We start from the raw sequence: 15,631 nt of genomic DNA on the forward strand, positions 1-15,631 counted from the left end.
GCGCCTCCAGCGACAAAGTTCATCACCATTTGCCAGGTCACGTCTTTTGGAAATGGGCTGATGCCTTCATCAGTCAGTCCGTGATCGCCGGCAAAAACTAGTACAGTCGGATTCTTCAGCTCGGGGGTCAACGTGCCTTGAATCAGCCCGATTTGCAGGGCGAGGTCTTCAAGCAAACCAAGCGCTCCCAACGGTTTGGTCTTGAAATCGATTTTGTGTCTGAGTTGTTCTTTTAATGTCATAGTTGTTGCTTTTTTTTGAACACAATGACACGAAGAATTTTATTTCGTGTCTTCGTGTCATTGTGTTTAAATCATGTCTTTTATTTTCACTGGTATTCCGGATATCATCAGGAAAACTTCGCCGGACTGTTGGGCGATGTACTGGTTCATCCAACCCTGAAGGTCGGCAAATTTGCGTGCCGATTCTTCCACCGGATGAACCCCCATGCCCAGTTCGTTGCTTACCACAATCAGGTTCATTTCCTTTTGTACAAATCGGTCCCACTCGGATTTGGCCTCTTCGAGCGAACGGTCAGCATCGAACTGGTTATCGAAAAAGATGTTGGTCAGCCAAAGGGTGATGCAGTCGAGCAAAACGGTTTGGCCTTCCACGTCGCAGGCAGAAAGTACTTTCTCCTGTTCGATGTTGACCCAATGCGGGCCGCGGTCGTTCTGGTGGCGCTTGATGCGGCGGCGAAAATTCTCGTCCCAAACCCGTGCCGTTGCCAGGTAAACCGGGTTCTTGCTTCCCGCCTCGGCCATTTTCTGCGCGAAACTGCTTTTCCCTGAACGGGTGCCCCCGGTGATGAATGTAATTTGAGCCATTGATTGTGAATATTTAAACCATCCAGGTTTTTAAATCCTTGAAAGTATTGTAAATGAAATGAACCGTCAATTGATCATTAACTTGCCGCTAATTCAGGAAAATAGCCATTGTTGGAGATGCCCCAACAGCTTTTTCAGCAAAAGCTTTTCCATCTTCTGAATAAATCTTCATCAATCCGTTGCTGGTTGTTGACGGGCTTACAAAAACATAAATATTTCCATCAACCGGATTGACCGAAACTCCCTTTAATCCTGAAATTCCACTTACCAGACTGTTCTGCTCAAATTTTTTGGTGGCTACATTAAAGACTTGAATACCTCCAACCATCACCCAATTGGCATCATAGGAAGCAGCAGCGATATAAATTTTGGATTTGTCTTTACTGAAAGCCATGATTGAGGCATATTCGGTACTTACATTATCCAGGGGAGTAACTTTCAGTATATTGTTGTTTGTTGTAATATAGCCCAATCCGGTTTGTGTTGCAGGAGTTGAATAGGAACTGATTAAAGAAACATACAGGTTTCCGCTATTGTCTTTCAGAAAATAAGAACAAACGGCCGGCGTTTCGATGTAGCTGATCGCTTCTGTCGTTAAATCCATGACAGCTACTGCCTTTTTAAAATTAAGGGCGGCGTAAAGTTTTCCATTTGAAATTTCAAGTCCTTCAGGTCCGCCGGCCAATGCAATTTTTTTCTCCACCATACGGGTTTCGATGTTGTATTTGGCAATGTAACTGTTAGGCATTAAATTCCAATCGGGATTTTCGCCCCAGCACGATATGTAAAGGTATATGCCTTCGGCAACGCAATTACGAGGTTTGACAATTTTATCGGTTACCCCATTTTTTGCCTGAACAAAAAGAGGGTCAAGTGAAATCACCTGGTCAGGGGAATTGGCCATCAGGAAAATGTTATCGCCTGATTTGTAGATAAATTGAATATTTGAGGCCCAAACAGTTCCTTTGTTTTGTTGCTGATCGAAGAAATTAGTTACTTCTCTTTTTTCATAGTCGTATTTAGAAATACTCGAACCACCTTTGTCAAACGATCCATAATTTACGATGTAAGCGCCTTTAACAAGCTCGCTTGGGAATAACTCAGGTTCATCCTTTTTGCAAGAACTATAAATAGCCAGTGAAAAAAGGGAAAGCAATAAATAATTGAAGTACTTTTTCATGTTTATAAATTTTAATGTTTAGTGAATATTAATATTTGTTGAAATGCCTATCCGGAAATTGCGCCCGGGCATAGCGTAAAATCGCTCGTTTTGGTAATCGGTATTAAAAATATTATTGAGCACCAACGACAGAAAAACTGACTGTTTTAATAAGGTCAGCTTTCGCGATATTCCACAGTTCATCAGAAAGTAAGGGTCGAGTTCGTACCCATCGGGCATGGAATAAGACCCGGAGTAATCGGCAAATCGTTTTCCGGTGTAGCTGCCATCGGTAAAAAAATTCCACGACTGGTAATTCAACTTCAGGTAGAGATTGCCGATATGTTTTGGAACGTAGAGTAACTGGCGGCCGGTTACTCCGGTTGGCGATTCGTCCTTTATTGTTTCAACCGGATTAAAACTGTAATTTATCCTGGAATTGAAATTCAGCTTATTCATCGTCCAATCGGTGTTCGACTGAAATTCCAGGCCTTTGCTTTCAATCTCCATCACATTTTGGGCAGTCCATTCTACGGCTCCCAGGCGCCATTCGATCCAGTTTTTCACATCCATGTAAAACACGTTCAGCTTTACCTCTGACTGAATATTCTCTTTGCACAACGCGTAATTTAGTCCGAGTTCATAATTCATTCCATCTTCCGGCTTCAGGTTTGGATTGCCTTGTTTGCCCCAGTAGCGATCGTTAAACGTAGGGATCCTGTAAGAGCGCGAAATATTTCCGTTCACTTTAAAAACGGAATAATCATTGCTGAAAATCCGGTATTCCGAACCTATTGAAGGGGTAAACGGGGCCTCAAAATCGGTAACAAGCAATTGTCGCAGATTTAAAGTCAGTTTAAGCCGGTCCCAAGCGGTATAAAACGAAGAAAAATAGAAGTCGGCCTGTTGCTCCCGTTTAATTATTTCATCGGAATAAGCATAAACTTCAGGTTTGATGTATTGATATTTCACACCTATTTTGTACCCTAACCGGGTACTGATATCTTGTTTCCCTTCAATTTCGGTGATTAAACGATTGGACCCAATTTTTTGCTTTTTATCGCCGTCGTACACCTCCATATCATGCACAAAACCCAGTCCGCCCCTGATGTTTAGGGGATTTTTGCGATTTTCATATTCCGACCAGAAACGGATATGTTTATCGTCCAATGTTTCAGGGGTCATTGATGTGCTAATCTCTTTCGTTGTCAGTTGTATTTCGTGCCAGTCTTGCTCAAGCCACAAGGCCGATTTTAGGGTTTCTTTCTCATTAAAACGGTAGTTCAATTCCTGGATCATGCCTTTGTTTTCAATGGCAGCGCCACGTTGACGGTCGCGCACAGTTCCGGGATGTTCAATGTCGCCAATTTTCGGGTTGTTGAAGGGGAAATCATTTCGAAGACTAAAATAAAACAGGCGTGTGACCGACTCCAGGCGACCATTTCCGGCAAATAATTTGGCACCGTATAATTGTTCGCCGAAGGATCCTTCCGAGAGGATCGTTTTCAATTTCATCCCATTGGTCCAGTTGTTGGCCAACCCAAGGTGAAGTGCCCCGCCTATTGACCCCGAACCATTTATGGCCGATGAACTTCCGTATTGCAAATAGATCTCATCGAATAGAAAAACAGGAACTTCAGACATATTGGAATGCCCGAGCGTTAGTGAATTGATGTTGATCCCTCCAAAATTTACCGAGGTGTGATTGGGCGACGTGCCACGTAAATGAATGGTGGATAATCCTCCGGCATTTGATTTCAGGTAAACCGGGGTAAAACGCATCAATAACTGGTCGATGGAACCGGCCTGCCCAATAATAATCTGGTCGCCAGGGATAGAGACAATTTTGGCGCCGGCCTGATACTTCTTTAGAGGGGCATAGGTAACCACCTCAAGCAACATGATCGTGTCTGACAAACTGCTGTGTTGGGCAAATGCACCCGAGGCAATTATCAGGATTACCTGAATCAGAATAATTCTTCTCATTTCTTTAAACAGAATATGAGCTTTGGATAAAATTGTGAAATAGATTGAATTGTATTTCACCAGCTTTTTTCCCGAAGCTTTTGTTGATACTGATTGAAATTGGCAGGTCTTCTGGCTCGCCTTGCTTTTTGAGGCCTTCCCGTCCGTTGGTTGACAGACAGTGGCAGGAGTTTCAAAAAGTTTGTATTAAGGCTTACAGCTGCGGGTACAGCTCCGGTTTTTCACCGGATTCCCTATTAATCCATGTTGGCGTTAACCAACGTTGGAACCATTTCTAAATGCAAAAGTAACGAATAATTTAAGTGATAAAATGTTATATTAAATATTAATTCAGAATAAATGATAAATAAAAATTAACCCAATCATTACCAAACAACTGAAAAAATTGATCAGATAGGCCCGGTAAGAATCTTTGTTGGTAAATGTTCGCTCGGTTTTTCCGATGAAAGCTTTTTCGACCACAAAACCGTGATACACATTGGGTCCGCCAAAGCGGCAATTCAATATTCCGGCCATAGCGGCTTCAGGATAACCTGAGTTCGGGCTGCTATGGTGATGTCCAAACCGGAAAATAAAAGCCAGTCCGCGCGGACTTAAACTGAGAATGACCATCAGTAGTGCGGTTATCCGTGCCGGAATGAAGTTCAACACATCATCGGTCCGGGCGGAAAACCAGCCGAATTGCCGAAACGGCTCGTTTTTGTACCCAATCATCGAATCAAGCGTGTTGGCCATTTTGTAAGCCATCATTGCCGGAACTCCTCCCAGTGCATAGAAAAACAGTGGAGCAATCACCCCATCACTGAGGTTTTCTGCCAGGGTTTCGAGTACTGCTGTGCGTATCTGCTGTTCATTCAGGTTTTTCGTTTCACGGCCAACGATGTAACCCAGCTGCTTGCGACCGGCTTCCAGCCCTTTGGTTTCAAGAGTCCTGATGACTTTGTGTGCTTCCCGGATCAGGCTGCGATTGGCCAGTCCAAGGAAAACGCCCAGGCTCACCAATCCAATGTACAGCGGTTCGGAGGGTTTGGCCAGATGAAGCAATAACCAGATAATTCCAAAAGTCGAAGTAATTAACCCGGCAGCCATTGCAGCGCCTTTCAATTTTCGATATTTTCCTGAATTCAGCTTTTCAGTAAAAAAGGATATTAAATTACCGAAAAGACGAATTGGATGAGGCAGCCAGAGCGGATCGCCCAGAAGTGAATCGAGCAAAAAACCAATGAGTAATGGGATGAGAATAAGTAGTTCCGAATTCATGACATATTTGTTTTAGAATAATTCTTCAATGCCTCAAGCAAAAACCGGTTATCACTTTCATCCCGTGAGCAAATCCGAAAGTAGTTTGGGTTCAAGCCCCTGAAATTGGAGGCATCGCGTATCAAAATCCCATGTTTGTCAAGCAAAAACTGTTTCAGTGCGTCCGCAGTTCCCGATTGCATTTCGACCAAAAAGAATGGAGCATAGGATGGAATAACCCTTAATGTCTCTAATTGGTCGATTGACTGTTGCAGATCAAAAGAAAGTTTGCTGATAATTCGCGTGTTCAACGGATATTTTTCCATGTGTCCAATTAAAAATTTGCCAGCTTCCTGAGCCAATGCGTTCACCGACCAGGGTTGTTGAAATTTTCGCAACCGGTTGGCCTGCTTTTCCGAAGCGACCACATAGCCCAGCCGCAAACCGGGAATGGCGCAACATTTGGTTAACGAGCGAACCACGATCAGGTTCGGATAAACTTTGGTTAACGGAATAGAGGATTCAAATTCGGTAATAAATGCGGCGTAGGCTTCGTCAACAACAAACACTGTTTCAGGATAAGCCACAAGTGCTTTTTCGATTTGTGAAGTACAGAAGATAGTCCCATCCGGATTATTCGGATTACCAATCCAAAACAGTCCAGGTCCCGATTTCAGAACAGTTCTCCATTCATCTTTCCTGAAAAACTGAATTTGATGGTCGTGCATTTGGCAAGCATCTTCGTATTCGGCAAAAGCGGGTACCAAAATGGCCGAAACCGATTTGCGAAAAGCCAGCGCGATGGTATAAAACCCTTCAGTCGATCCGTTAAACGCCAGAACCTGATTTGTGTTTACCTTGTGCGAGTCTGCGATTTTCTGACAAAAACAGGTGGCGTCGGGTTCAGGATAATTCCCTATTAAATGCAGGTTTTGCCGTAAATGACTGATTAGTTCCGGAGATGTTCCGCCAAACCATACATTTGAGCTAAAGTCGGTCTGAATTGCTTGCTGATAGTGATGGCGGTCATCGCCGTGTCCAAAAATCATATCTCAGATGGATTTTCTTTGTAAATTAAGCGGATTATCTCTTCCAAAGCATCAACAAACAAAACAGGAGTTGGACTACAGGTTTTGTCTGAATCAAGAATATAAATCTGATTGTTTTTGCTGGCCGATAAAACCGGATATTTGAGCCATGCATCTTTTTCTTCCCGGGCAACCATGCCCATCGTGACAATAAAGATGAAATCCGGATTTTGTTTCAGTACATATTCGCGGGTAATGTTGCCGGTATTTAATTCAGCAGCAATATTTTTCCCTCCCGAAAACTGGATAAAATCATCAATGAACGTATTCGGAACCGCACAAAACAACGGTTTGGCTCCTATTTGTATAAATATCTTCGGATTTTTACCAGCCGGAACACTTGCTTTCAGCTTCGCCAGCCGCTCTTTTTGTTGAGTTACTATGGCTTTTGCTTTAGTACTTTGACCTACCAACTCACCAATCCGGATAAAATCGGTACAGATTTCATCAAACGATTTTGGGTAGGACATGTATTCGACTTTGAGGTTCAGCTTTTTCAGGTTGTCAATGGTTTCTGGTTTGATGAGCGACGAGGCAAAAACCAGATCGGGTTTCCTGGTCAGAACCTTTTCGATGTTGACACTTACTGCCGAAGCCACTACCGGAATCTTGTCGGCAACCGCTACCGGGCAATAATTGGTGCAGCCAACCAGCCTCTCCTGTTCGCCCATCAGGTATATGCTTCTGGTCATCCACGGAACCAATGATACAATACGTCTGGCTTCCTGTGCCTGGCTAACAAGTTGGATAAGAAGAAATATGACCAAACTCAAATGCGATTTTTTCATATACTTGAAACTAAATTATTTCCAGGAACCAATGGTTTTCGCGAAAACTCACTGCACCTTTTTGGAACGAAACCGGATGATTAAAATTGGGCCCATCATAAACAAACGAATGAAACTCGCCCAATTCGGCGCAAAGGTCAACTCCCTCTATTTGTGAAAGCTCTTCTATAAAAACAGCATCGTAAACCCGCCCGAGAAAATATTTGGACTGCCGGATGACATGGGAACGGGACAAATCTGAACTGGCATCGCACATGTTCAGCAGAACTTTTACCTGATGGGTTCCTGATTTTTGGATTCGGTACAGCGCCAGCATACAGTCCTTACCTCCACTCCATGATGAAAATAGTTGCATTGGATTAAATGTTATTCCGGAAAAAATGAAATGGGAACAGGATGTACCTTTCACTCGAATGTAAATCAGTTGCCAATTTCAACATCTTTACGTTCTTGTGGAACTCTCCCCGATAAACAGGGGTTCGTTTCACCGATCTTTTTTCCCGAAGATTCGACTACAATTTGTTTGTTTTGGCAGGTCTTCTGGCTCACCTCTCTTTTTGTGGCCTTCCCGTCAGTCAATAGACAGACAGTGGCAGGGATTACAAAAAGTTTTTACAAAGGCTTACAGCTGCGGGTACAGCTCCGGTTTCGCACCGGATTCCCTTTTCAGACGCTTCCCTTTTAGGGGGAGTTGGTCACCAACACAGGACAAAAATAGAAAAACTAATTCAGACAAAATCAATGGCGTGAATTTCACTGGGAATTATTTCTTTTACCATTAATCTTTATTTGAATCGAACTTACTTTCATCAATTTAGAAAGTAGTACAATAAGAATCTGCAATTAAGCAATGCACTTTTCAATTTGTTTGTTGAATTCTTCCTTTTGTATTGATTCATTTTTTCGGAAGATAATAACAATTTCATTCTGTTCTTTTGCCTGACAAGGCTCAAAATTGCATCCTGAAAGTGTATAATTAAATAGCGCCCAGCCGCTTGTGGTGTTTAAATGTCCTTTAGACCGGATGATGGAATGATATTTATTGATCAAACCGATAAGCTTTTCCGGATCAAAAATGTGTTCAATCCCAAATTGGAAAACCCTCCCCTGAAAATTTTCATCAGTCAGGTGAGGTGCAGGCAAAAAATTATTTTTAGAATTCAGCCCTTCCGCTTTTTTCTCGAGGTCAATCGAGCTTAAAACTGAGATTGTCAATTTTGTGCCAACAAAGCATGAATATTTATCAGGAAATGATGATTTGAATTTGACAACCAATTCATCTTGCCGTTCGGGAGAATCCAGCAGGTCGCATTTGCTGAAGATAATCATGTCCGACATTCTGATTTGGGCATTGTATATCGGAATCCGTTGAAATTTGGGATTTTCGAGACTGGTGATATCCACCATACAAATTACCGGCATCAGGCTGAGCTGAGGAATTAAGCCAACCATTTCTGAAACCATTTCAATGCCTCCCAATCCGCTGGGTTCGATGAGGATGCGGTCGAATTTTTCAGTTTCAACAATCTTTTCAAGATTCTCTTTCAGGTAGATTTTGGCCGAACAGCAAATACACCCACCCAAAATGTCGAAAACCGACCCTGCAACAGATTTTGATTGAAGGGTTTGCCCGTCGATGGAAACTTTCCCGAATTCGTTCACTACAATGGCCCAATATTCCTTCGGAGGTTTTTGCTCCAAAAGCCGTATGATTGTCGTTGTTTTTCCTGAACCCAGGAACCCTGAAATGATATTTACCGGAATTTTTCCCATAATGCTAAAAGAGCCGGTCAAATATTAGTCCGGCTTAATAGGTTATAATTTTATAGTCCGTATTCGGATGGAATGAATTTGCTCTGGTCAATAAGCGGAAGCATCATCTCCACAAAATCGCTTTCATTTTCAGGGATACTGTTGAGTTCGTCTCGCAGAATTGGCAGGTAACTGGTTTCTAATTCTGAAAGTTTCATCTTTCCGGAACGGAGTGCTTCTTCGATAATGTCGAGTGCCGCCAGCGCACCGTTTTTGGCATTTGCCACATACGAATCGCCTTTAACAAGCTCTTTCGAAATACGAATCACATTTTCGGGTGAAAGGATCAAGGCCTGAGGATCGGTATAGACATCAGAAGCAACCAGTAATTGCTGCAAAATACGACTGGGAACCGTTCCGGCGATTAATGCCTGGTTCATCAGTCGGGCATCGTATTCCAGCTGTTCCATGTAAGCTGTTGGCGCCATGCCGGATAATAATTTGATGTTCTGGACTGATTCGTTGCTCCACAAATCGCAGCAGGCTGAAGCAATATTTCCGATCGGGCTCAGATGGGCGCAGGCGGCTGTTTTGCCTTCCATTGAAATGGGGATGCCAGTAATGGCTTTCAGGAACGGGCCTTCATATCCACAATCTTTATCAGGGCCAACCGCGCCTTCTTCCATAGCGACAATTGAACGGACCACAGAGATTACCCTTACCAAGGAAGCAAATACCCTTGGAATATATTTTTTCTCAGCTAAAACCATGGCCGTGTTGGCAAATCCGCAGGCAGAGTCGCCTGCCGCAATTTTACCGTGGTTATTGGCCAATGCAACAATTTTTTTCCATAAAAACTGCATATCCCGTACACCTAAAACGGCCAGGGCAAACACCATGCCTTTTACGTCGCACATCATCAGTGCTTCGTCCGAAACTTCTTTTCCTCCGGTGCTTTCAATCGATAATAAGTCTCCGCCTTCAATCATGCCCTTTTCAAAAAGTTCCATCATGGGCTCTAAATAGGCAGAGGTACGTTGTTTTGCAGGTCTTTCAAATTCGCGCAAATCGTTAGGTGTCAGCCTGATTTCTGAAGCAAGACCGTGTTTTTGATAGTATTTTTCACAGATTTCGTTCATGATTTTCACGATTTCCACGCCGATATCTGGTGTCTTGGTCATCTCCAGAAGGGTTTCAAATTCGAGTACAACACCTTTAGAGTTCAGGTGGACAGCGCGTTCGAGTGCTCCTTCAGCGATTTCACGGTAATGTCCATATACCTCGTTTAAAGTGTTGCTATTAATGCTCATCATCGGTAAGGTGAAATTCAGTTCGGCATAGACCTGTCCACCGCCGATGACCAGTCCTCGGGGTGTTTTCACTGGATGAGGTGCCAAACCAAACATCAGGTCTTCTGCGTTGTTAATGATCAGACTTTTGTATTTCATAGCATTAAAATTTGTATATCAGTGTTTTGTGCATTTGTAAAATTGACATATTTCTTCCATTACCCTCATAAAGGGTCTATTTTTCTTTGATCAATGTTCAAAATAATCGGCTTATTAAGAAGCTAGCTTATTGAGGTATTCAACGGCCTTTTGCGGGTCCGGTGCATAAAAGTCAGCACCGATGCTGCGACAGAAATCCGCATTGACAGGAGCACCTCCGATCAGAATCTTCGTATCGGGCACAAAACCCCTTATTCCAGCTACTATATCGCCCATGTTCACCATAGTGGTAGTAAGCAGAGCCGAGAGTCCAACAACGGCACCTGGATTATTCTTCAATGCCTCAATAAAACGCTCTGAACCAACATCCACTCCAAGGTCGACGATTGTCCATCCGCCACCTTCCACCATCATGGCTACCAAGTTCTTGCCGATGTCGTGGAGGTCGCCCTTTACCGTTCCAATAATAAAAGTTCCCTTGGATTTCATCTGGCCGGATGCGAAAAATGGCTTCAGTTGAATCATGGAAGCGCCCATTGCTTTGGCAGACATCAGCATTTGCGGGACGAAAATCTTGTTTTCCGAAAACTTTTTCCCTACTCTGCCCATTGCAGGAATAAGTGCTTCTTCCAGAATTCTTTGCGGATTAATCCCTGTTTCGAGAGCCTTCTGGGTCAGCTCTTGTGAACCATCCATCCCCCGAAGCTGAGGAGGATAGGGAGATTTCAAATCAATTTTTCCAAATTCTACTGCTTCGAGTAGTTTTTCAATTAGTTCGCTCATTTTATTGTTGTTTAATGTTTGATTTAAAAATAATAGCAAATATAAGATCACACCATTTTTTTTTATACGTCAATATTTACTAATTATGATGCGATATTCACTTAAATCACTTATTTTGTGCGATAATTACCACTATTATTTTGTGCGATAATAACCACTATGTCGGCTAAATATGAACAAATAGTCTTACGGGAAGATGAATCTTTTTTCATCGGGATTTTCCAGGATAATCTGGATAAGAGCTCCTGGCACTATCACAATAACTATGAAATAAGCTTCATCACAGAAGGGATGGGCAAGCGGATTGTGGCCGATTCGATCGAGGAATTTCAGCCTGGCGACCTGGTATTTATTGGACCTAACCTACCGCATATTTGGATTGCAGAAAAGGAGCACAAGTTCATGTCTGAGCGGACCCTCGAAATGGTTTTTCTCCAGTTTTCTGCCAATATTTTCTTTTCCCAGATGTTGGCTCTGCCTGAATTCAAAAATGTACGCATAGCTCTCGAACTATCGGAAAGAGGGATTCAGATCGTTGGACAAACGCTTAATGAAGTAAGCGAGATTATGCTGCAGCTCCCGTACCTGAAGGGCTTCGATCGCATGAACAATTTCTTTAGGCTGATGGATATCATTGGGAAAAGTAGCTCCAACTGCAATCTGGCCAGTGACCAATACATGAGAAAGCGGTTCACTACAGGGAACAAACGCATAGCACTATTGCACGATTACCTGATGAACCACTACCGTGAAGAAATTGATCTGAAGAAGTTGGCAGATCTGGTCAGCATGGCGGAAGGATCTCTATGCAGGTTTTTCAAGAGTAATATGGGTACCTCCATTTTCGAATATCTGAACGAAATTAAGGTTGATTTTGCATGCAAACTACTAATGAACAATGAATTATCAATCGTGAATGCCTGCTATGACAGCGGGTTCAACAACCTAAGTCATTTCAATAAGCAGTTCAGAAAAAATACCGGAGTAACTCCATCAGAATACCGGAAACGGTTTAAGTGGTTGGTGTAGATCAGCATGTCTAGGATTTAGATGATGACTGATTCCCTCTGAATGTAAATTCTTCGATTTTCCCAAGGTCAATTTTTAAGTCTAAAAACAAAATGCTTCGGTAGGGTTACATTAGTAAATAAAAATGCTTCGATAAAATGCTGTATTTCTGATTATTATCTAATCTTCTTAGTACCCGTGGCGGGCCTACTTCTTAATTCCTTAACTATATTTGTAAAGACTGCTTGTGAATTCACTTATATCCATTTATGTGCTTGCAAAGTCTGCGATTTCCGAATGATTTATAGAAATACACGAATCTTTCCCTATTCATTCCCAATTAATAACAAAACCCACTGAAATTCAGTGGGTTTTGTATCATTGTGGTGCCCAGAACAAGACGCCAGCTTTTATTGTAAGTACAAAACATGATTCCTTAGATGATCGTGTCTGTATTGGAGCTGGATGCCGGAAAGAATCTCCGGGTTACGGGCAAAAAGAAAGCAAAGACAGCTTAATGCGTTAAAGTTTTGTCTTTGCATACTTTTTTCATGCGCGTAATCATATCACCTTTTGTTTGGTGATTTTCCGGTGATTTCCGGGTGATGACCAACACCGGCAATTCACCGGAAGGTATGGTCGTTATCCTTTTTCCTATACTTCCCGGTTTATACTTTCCTCCACATCAGTCTATGCGCCGGAAAGCGGTGCGGAGTTAACCGGTTTACAGAGGCGAAGGTATATCCGTGTTCTTCATGCCGCCGCAAGTTCAAGCCCTATGGGTTTTGCAAAAAATCTCCACGCCTTCGCTACGCTTCGGGTTGTTTTTTATTGCAAAAAAACCTGTCAGCAGCTAAACACGAACCTTCTTTTAGCCCCTGAAACACGATAACTCCGACCGGCTCCGATACGGCATAAAAAAAATGTCAGAAATTATGGAAAGGATAGAAAAAAATAGGAAACAACGATTCACATTTAAAATTTGCAGATATGACAAGATTAGTTTCATTATTCGGAGGTACTGTTTGGCGACTCTCCCCGTCAAATTACTATGAACCGCAGGGCATACGACAGAGGACAGTTTAGAGTATTTCATGTAATTTCCATGCCTGAATATGCCTGATACCTTTATTGGAAGGCAGTGAAATGTCATCGAGTGAAACAACAGCTTTTTCATAATTATCCGATATTGCTTCCAGCGGAGCATATTCGCGTTGTGTTGTTTGCTCGTCAACCAAAAGATAGGTGCTTTGAAGGTAGATAAGCCGATCCCCTTTTTTAGCGACAAAGTCCACTTCTTTATCACGCATCGCGCCAACATAAACCTCGTATCCTGCCCTGCGGAGTTCCAAATAAACAAGATTTTCCAACTTATAACCCACCCCATAACCGAATCCGGGATAAAGATAATTTTTGAATGACAAGTCGTTTATATAATATTTACAGTTGCCAGAGATTGTTTCCTTTCCTCTGATGTCATAGCGTTCAACTTTGTGTATCAAGAATGTATCTTCAATATAACCGATGTAATTAGCAACTGTATCATATGTGGTTTTTCTCCCGTTACTTTTGAAATAGTTCGCAATATTGGCTATTGAGACCAGGTTGGAAGCATTATTGACCAGGTAAATAAAAATATCTTCCAGCAGCTTTGGGTCTTTTATACTGTGCCGTTGTATAATATCGCGAAGCAATACGGTGTCTTTTATAGCAGATATATAATTGCGCTTTGTTTGGTCATTTGGCAATACGAACAACTCAGGCAATGCTCCGCTCTCCATATAGTCGATGTAACTTTGCTTTTTTAATTCTATTCGGGTTATTCCAGTGTATTCCGCATAACTAAAAGGGAATACCTCAAAATTGACATAACGACCGGAAAGTAGCGTAGCCAATTCCATTGAAAGCATTTTGGAATTGGAGCCACTGATGAATATTTCATAGCTGTCAACGAAATTCTGCGAATGAGAGTTCACAAAATGTTCCCATCCGCTGATATTTTGTACTTCGTCTATAAAAAGCCAGACTTTACCTTCAGGCTTAAGTTTTTCCCGATATAGCTTCAGCAGTACCTCAAGTTCTTTATAATTGCTGATAAAATCGAAATCAGTAAATTCTTTGTTGATATAAAAGATATTCCGGGGATTTACACCACCCTCGATCAGTCTGTGGGCTATCTGACGGAGAATATAGCTTTTACCCGTACGGCGCTGGCCTACCAGCACTTTGACAAGCCTACTGCCTGTATAGTCAAATATTTTGTCAGTATAATCTTTGCGGTAATATCCCAGTTCAGGAACATTGCCTTCCCAAAAATTATACTTCTTTAAGGCTGTGAAATTTTCTTCCATACTCGAATTCATTTACGCAAATGTATAAATATTCTTTCACACTCGAATATTTTAAAAAAACAAAAAGGTGAATAAACTGCATGAGGAGGCCGTCCCAATTTATGTTTCGAGACGGCTTTAATTTTTATTCAATTTCCCGATCCCCAAATTCAACGTCGGGTGAGGCATTTATTATCGAAAAGGCCATATATAACCAGCAAAGGATCTAAAGTACAATACAAGCTGAAGTCATTGGAAATTACATTCACTGTACTTTTAGTTTGCTTATGCTTTTTGCCCGCACCAGATCAGCATTTTCCACTACAAAAGATTGATGCCGCCCACCGTTTTTTTCGTTCAGCTCAACAAGCAGTTTTTTACCTTCCGCAACGGTAAACTGGGGCAGGGTAAACACTGTGCGTTCTGTTTTCCGGCCATTAATCACCATCATTTGGTTGTAAGCCCTTAGCGGTGAAATGGACTGTTCCTGAATGGCCGTGCGTTTGGCCACTTTCTTATCGACAATTTTGAATGAGATGTAATCCACATTAAACGGCACGTTCGAAGAGTTCTTGAGCTGCATGTGGAAATACAACAGGTTGTTGTGCGAGTAAATACCCTTCAGCGTATACTGGATACCAAACCGCTTGCAGCCAATATGTTTGATCTCCCGGCGGTCATTTTTGTAGATCGACTGCATAATCAGGTTGACAAGCAAAGGCGATTCATTACCCAGATCCGTCAGGAGAACTGACGTTGTGTTGTCCGGATGGTCCACTGTTTTGTTGTTACGAATAAAATCGGCCATTTCCACCGAAAGTTTGACAGGCTCATCGGCATATTTCACATTGAACGAATAGTAACTTCCATCTTCGGTAATTACGGATAAATTGCTTTCCCTTGAAAAATCCCGCTGGGCGGCTTTTACCCGCAATACATTTTCTGTACCGTCAGCTTTGGCAGCCAGCAGGTCGGCGCTACCCAAGTCCACATAGCGTATGGCCGCCGGGAAAATGATGTGCACCGTTTTGTCGAAGGTTACTTCAAGCGCATAAGGCGCAATCATTTTATCAAAAGTCAAAGGACGTGTCAGCCCCTGAAAATAATCACTGGTACTTGGCATTGTTTTTTGACTACTGCCGTTCGTTTTTTCCTGGGCACTGACAGCAAACGCTCCTGCCATAAAGGCAAGGATGATAAAAATTCTTTTCATTTGAAACTTG

At 42.4% G+C, this 15,631-nt stretch carries 14 protein-coding genes and 2 riboswitches; of the genes, 1 reads left to right on the forward strand and 13 read right to left on the reverse strand.

Going from position 1 to position 15,631, the window contains the following annotated elements; genetic code table 11:
• The 11 genes from M0R21_10035 to M0R21_10085 form a co-directional block, all read right to left on the reverse strand.
• The coding region (locus tag M0R21_10035; GenBank protein MCK9618159.1) for a nicotinate-nucleotide--dimethylbenzimidazole phosphoribosyltransferase at window positions 1-242 on the reverse strand (242 nt) is incomplete at its 3' end.
• Between the two features lie 66 nt (window positions 243-308).
• The gene (cobU, locus tag M0R21_10040; protein MCK9618160.1) at window positions 309-827 is read right to left on the reverse strand and encodes a bifunctional adenosylcobinamide kinase/adenosylcobinamide-phosphate guanylyltransferase; all 519 of its coding nucleotides are present in this window, start codon (window positions 825-827) and stop codon (window positions 309-311) included.
• Between the two features lie 88 nt (window positions 828-915).
• Complete coding sequence (locus M0R21_10045; protein MCK9618161.1) at window positions 916-2,007, reverse strand: hypothetical protein; 1,092 nt, start codon at window positions 2,005-2,007, stop codon at window positions 916-918.
• 18 nt (window positions 2,008-2,025) lie between these two features.
• Window positions 2,026-3,972: a TonB-dependent receptor gene (locus M0R21_10050; protein MCK9618162.1), complete on the reverse strand. Its 1,947-nt coding sequence runs from the start codon at window positions 3,970-3,972 to the stop codon at window positions 2,026-2,028.
• 83 nt (window positions 3,973-4,055) lie between these two features.
• Window positions 4,056-4,260: riboswitch (cobalamin riboswitch) on the reverse strand.
• A 42-nt stretch (window positions 4,261-4,302) separates the two neighbouring features.
• Window positions 4,303-5,232 carry an adenosylcobinamide-phosphate synthase CbiB gene (gene cbiB, locus M0R21_10055; GenBank protein ID MCK9618163.1) on the reverse strand — a complete coding sequence of 310 codons (930 nt, stop codon included), beginning with the start codon at window positions 5,230-5,232 and terminating at the stop codon, window positions 4,303-4,305.
• Window positions 5,229-6,260 (reverse strand): histidinol-phosphate aminotransferase family protein, encoded by a 1,032-nt coding sequence (locus M0R21_10060; GenBank protein MCK9618164.1) that lies wholly within the window; start codon window positions 6,258-6,260, stop codon window positions 5,229-5,231. Before M0R21_10060 ends, cbiB begins: the two co-directional genes overlap by 4 nt.
• Window positions 6,257-7,087, reverse strand: a complete 831-nt coding sequence (locus tag M0R21_10065) for a helical backbone metal receptor (protein MCK9618165.1) — start codon at window positions 7,085-7,087, stop codon at window positions 6,257-6,259. Before M0R21_10065 ends, M0R21_10060 begins: the two co-directional genes overlap by 4 nt.
• A gap of 10 nt (window positions 7,088-7,097) precedes the next feature.
• A complete protein-coding gene (locus tag M0R21_10070) occupies window positions 7,098-7,442 on the reverse strand; it encodes a hypothetical protein (GenBank protein MCK9618166.1) in 345 nt (114 codons plus the stop codon).
• A gap of 157 nt (window positions 7,443-7,599) precedes the next feature.
• Window positions 7,600-7,805: riboswitch (cobalamin riboswitch) on the reverse strand.
• A gap of 125 nt (window positions 7,806-7,930) precedes the next feature.
• On the reverse strand, window positions 7,931-8,860 hold the full coding sequence (locus tag M0R21_10075; protein MCK9618167.1) for a GTP-binding protein: 930 nt from the start codon (window positions 8,858-8,860) through the stop codon (window positions 7,931-7,933).
• A 50-nt stretch (window positions 8,861-8,910) separates the two neighbouring features.
• Window positions 8,911-10,245, reverse strand: a complete 1,335-nt coding sequence (locus tag M0R21_10080; protein ID MCK9618168.1) for a hypothetical protein — start codon at window positions 10,243-10,245, stop codon at window positions 8,911-8,913.
• A 156-nt stretch (window positions 10,246-10,401) separates the two neighbouring features.
• Entirely contained in the window at window positions 10,402-11,121 is a 720-nt protein-coding gene (locus tag M0R21_10085) for a corrinoid protein (protein MCK9618169.1), read from the reverse strand.
• Window positions 11,122-11,229: 108 nt separating this feature from the next.
• Between M0R21_10085 and M0R21_10090 the strand changes: the two genes are divergently transcribed.
• Window positions 11,230-12,099, forward strand: coding sequence for an AraC family transcriptional regulator (locus M0R21_10090; GenBank protein ID MCK9618170.1), 870 nt, complete (start codon window positions 11,230-11,232; stop codon window positions 12,097-12,099).
• 1,061 nt (window positions 12,100-13,160) lie between these two features.
• Here the strand turns inward: M0R21_10090 and M0R21_10095 are convergent.
• Window positions 13,161-14,429: an ATP-binding protein gene (locus M0R21_10095; GenBank protein MCK9618171.1), complete on the reverse strand. Its 1,269-nt coding sequence runs from the start codon at window positions 14,427-14,429 to the stop codon at window positions 13,161-13,163.
• A 244-nt stretch (window positions 14,430-14,673) separates the two neighbouring features.
• Entirely contained in the window at window positions 14,674-15,621 is a 948-nt protein-coding gene (gene traN / locus M0R21_10100) for a conjugative transposon protein TraN (protein ID MCK9618172.1), read from the reverse strand.
• Window positions 15,622-15,631: the final 10 nt, after the last annotated feature.

The organism is Lentimicrobiaceae bacterium (assembly GCA_023227965.1).
GTDB lineage: Bacteria > Bacteroidota > Bacteroidia > Bacteroidales > JALOCA01 > JALOCA01.